General features: G+C 71.8%; 4 protein-coding genes. 3 read left to right on the top strand and 1 reads right to left on the bottom strand.

What is annotated here, in order from left to right:
- Nucleotides 1-67 precede the first annotated feature (67 nt).
- Entirely contained in the window at nucleotides 68-1,048 is a 981-nt protein-coding gene (locus VF468_00335; GenBank protein ID HEX5876774.1) for an ABC transporter ATP-binding protein, read from the top strand.
- 5 nt (nucleotides 1,049-1,053) lie between these two features.
- Nucleotides 1,054-1,914 carry an ABC transporter permease gene (locus tag VF468_00330; GenBank protein ID HEX5876773.1) on the top strand — a complete coding sequence of 287 codons (861 nt, stop codon included), beginning with the start codon at nucleotides 1,054-1,056 and terminating at the stop codon, nucleotides 1,912-1,914.
- A 12-nt stretch (nucleotides 1,915-1,926) separates the two neighbouring features.
- Here the strand turns inward: VF468_00330 and nucS are convergent, their stop codons facing one another.
- Nucleotides 1,927-2,580 (bottom strand): endonuclease NucS, encoded by a 654-nt coding sequence (gene nucS / locus VF468_00325; GenBank protein ID HEX5876772.1) that lies wholly within the window; start codon nucleotides 2,578-2,580, stop codon nucleotides 1,927-1,929.
- A 175-nt stretch (nucleotides 2,581-2,755) separates the two neighbouring features.
- Here nucS and VF468_00320 point away from each other — a divergent pair.
- Nucleotides 2,756-3,400 (top strand): cytochrome P450 (locus VF468_00320; GenBank protein HEX5876771.1); only part of this gene is annotated, 645 nt, incomplete at its 3' end.

Raw genomic sequence — 3,400 nt, 5'->3', positions numbered from 1 at the left:
CCTCCCGCTTGCCGCTCTAACGTTGTTAGAGTAGCATCCCGAACAACGTTAGAGAAGTGAGGTGCCAATGGAGAACTCCGCGGCGGCCATCACCATCCGGGGACTGGTCAAGCGTTTCAAGCAGGTCGAGGCCGTGGCCGGCATCGACCTGGACGTGCGCCCGGGGGAGACCTTCGGCTTCCTCGGGCCCAACGGGGCCGGCAAGTCGACCACCATCAAGATCCTGTGCACGCTGGTCGACGCCACGGCCGGGTCGGCCACGGTGGCCGGCTTCGACGTCGCCCGCCAGCGCAACCAGGTCCGCCGCCACATCGGCCTCGTCTTCCAGGAGCCGACCCTCGACACCTACCTGACGGCCGAGCAGAACCTCAGGTTCCACGGGGAGCTGTACGGCGTCGACCGGGCCACCGCGGCCAGCCGCCGGCGCGAGGTGCTGACCATGGTCGGCCTGTGGGAGCGGCGGGGCGATCTCGTCCAGACCTTCTCGGGCGGCATGCGGCGGCGGCTGGAGATCGCCAGGGGCCTGCTGCACTCGCCGCGGGTGCTGTTCCTGGACGAGCCGACCATCGGGCTGGACCCCAAGACCCGGGCGTCGATCTGGGAGTACATCGCCGAGCTGCACCGCCGCGAGCAGATCACGGTGTTCGTCACCACCCACTACATGGACGAGGCCGAGCACTGCGACCGCATCGCCATCATCAACGAGGGCCAGATCGTGGCCCTGGACACCCCGGCCGCCCTCAAGTCGGGGATCGGCAAGGACCGGGTCCAGCTCACCACCCCGGACCACGAGCGGGCCATCGCCGAGCTGCGCGACCGGTTCGGGCTGGAGGCGGCCGTGCACGAGGGCGCGGTGACCTTCGCGGTGGACGGGGGAGCGGCGTTCGTCCCCCGGCTGTTCGCCGGGATCGACGTGCCCGTCGACTCGGTCACGGTGACCCGGCCCACCCTCGACGACGTGTTCCTGTCCTACACCGGCACGACCATCCGCGACGCCGAGGCGGCCGGTCCGATGCACCCGATGGCCCTCGCGGCCAGGGGGAGGTGAGCCCCATGGCGATCGACTCCGGCGCCCCGGTGGCGGCCGTCCAAGTCCCCGCCGCCGGCCTGCGCCACCAGGTCCGGGCGGCGACGGTCGTCTGGCAGCGCGAGATGATCCGCTTCGGCCGCGACCGGTCGCGGATCGTCTCCTCGCTGATCCAGCCGGTGCTGTTCCTGTTCGTCCTCGGCACCGGCCTGTCGTCGCTGATGAGCACCGGCGACCTCGACTTCCGGACCTTCCTGTTCCCGGGCGTGCTGGCCATGTCGGTGCTGTTCACGGCGGCCTTCGCCGGCATCTCGATGGTCTGGGACCGGGAGTTCGGCTTCCTGCGGGAGATGCTGGTGGCCCCGGTCGGCACCACGGCCATCCTGACCGGCAAGTGCCTGGGCGGGGCCACCGTGGCCACCCTCCAGAGCCTGGTCATCCTCGCCCTGGCCGGGCTCGTCGACGTCCCCTACGACCCGGTGATGATGCTCGAACTGGTCGTCCTGGTGTTCCTCATGGCCTTCATGATCTGCGCCCTCGGGGTGGTCCTGGCCGCCCGGGTCAAGCAGATCCAGTCGGCCATGCCGCTGGTCCAGCTCACCATCACGCCGCTCATGTTCCTCTCCGGAGCCCTGTTCCCCCTGTCCGGCCTGCCGGCCTGGCTGAAGCTGGCGACCACCCTCAACCCCATGACCTACGCGGTCGAGTCGATCCGGTCGGTGGTCTTCGACCACCTGGACCTGACCCCGGCGGCGCGGGCCACCTTCGACCCGGGCATCACCTGGGGCGGCTGGCAGGTGCCTCTCGTGGTCCAGGTGGCGGTCGTGGTCGTCACCTGCCTGACCCTGCTGGGCCTGGCGGTGGCGCGGTTCGCCCGCACCGAGTAGGCGGCCGGGCGGCTAGAACAGCGTCGGCGTGTTCGGTTCCATGCCGCGGAGGGCGTCGTAGTCGAGGGCGACGCAGTTGATGCCGCGGGCCGCGGCCAGGGTCCGGGCCTGCTGGGTGAAGGCCTGGGCGGCGAGCACGCCGCGGACGGCGCCGAGGGCGGGTCGGAGGCGCTCCAGGTAGCGGCCGAGCTGCTCCAGGCCGTCGATCTCGCCGCGTCGCTTGATCTCCACGGCGACGTAGCCGCCCTGGTCGTCGCGGCAGAGCAGGTCCACCGGGCCGATGTCGGTGGGGTACTCGCGCCGCACCAGCGACCAGCCCTCGCCGAGGACGGTGCAGCGGTCGGCCAGCAGCTCCTGGAGGTGGCGCTCGACCCCGTCCTTGACCAGCCCCGGGTCGACCCCGAGGTCGTGGGAGGAGTCGTGCAGGATCTCCTCGATGTGGATGGTCATGGACTCGCCGGTCCGGTTGCTGACCCTCCAGACCTCGGGCTCCTGGACCAGGGTGCACGGCGCCGACATCCAGTTGAGCGGCTTGTAGGCCCCGCCGTCGGAGTGGACCAGCACCGAGCCGTCCGCCTTGACCAGCAGCAGCCGGGTCGCGAGGGGGAGGTGGGCGCTGAGCCGGCCCGTGTAGTCGACGCTGCAGCGGGCGATCACGAGGCGCATCCCCGGATCGTATCGCGAAGCCGTGACCGGCCACGGCGCCGCCCGGGCCCCGGGGGAACCTCCTCGGCAGCATCCCCGAGATCCGCCGGGACGACGTGCACGCGTTCCTCGACGCCTGGCGGCGCTACGGCGACACGGTCCGGTTCCGCGGCCCCTTGACCCTGTACCGCCGTTCGTGCGCGACCGGCTCCAGGCGATCGTGGGCGGCGGCCTGGTCGGGGCCGAGGGCGCCGGCTGGGTCCGCTCCCGGCGCATGGCCCAGCCGGCCTTCCGGCGTCACTCCCTCGAGGGCTACGGCCGCCAGTTCGTCGAGGCCACCACCGAGGTGCTCGACTCCTGGGCCGGCCACGCCGACAGCGGGCGGCCGCTCGACGTCGAGCCGGAGATGGTCAGGATCAGCCTGGCCAACCTGGCCGCCTCCCTGTTCCAGACCGACTGGCGGCGCGACCTGGACCGGGTCGGGCCGGCCGTCGGCGACATCCTGGCCTTCGCCAACTCGGCCCTGACCTCGGTGGTCGACACCGCCCGGCTGCCGCTGCCGTCGACCCGGCGCTTCGAGCGCCGCCTGGCCCTGCTCGACTCGATCCTGTACCCCCTGATCGCCGAGCGGCGGCGCTCGCCCGGCGGGGACGACCTGGTCAGCATGCTGGTCGAGGTCACCGACGACGAGACCGGGGCCGGCCTGACCGACAAGCAGGTCCGCGACGAGACGATCAGCTTCTTCATCGCCGGCCACGCCACCATCGCCTCGGCCCTGACCTGGACCTGGTACCTGCTCTCGACCCACCCGGAGGGCTGGCGGCGGCTGCGGGACGAGGTG

The sequence above is a fragment of the Actinomycetota bacterium genome, assembly GCA_036280995.1.
Classification (GTDB): domain Bacteria; phylum Actinomycetota; class CALGFH01; order CALGFH01; family CALGFH01; genus CALGFH01.
Note: the sequence above shows the minus strand (reverse complement) of the source record. Positions and strands in the feature narration are given on the sequence as shown.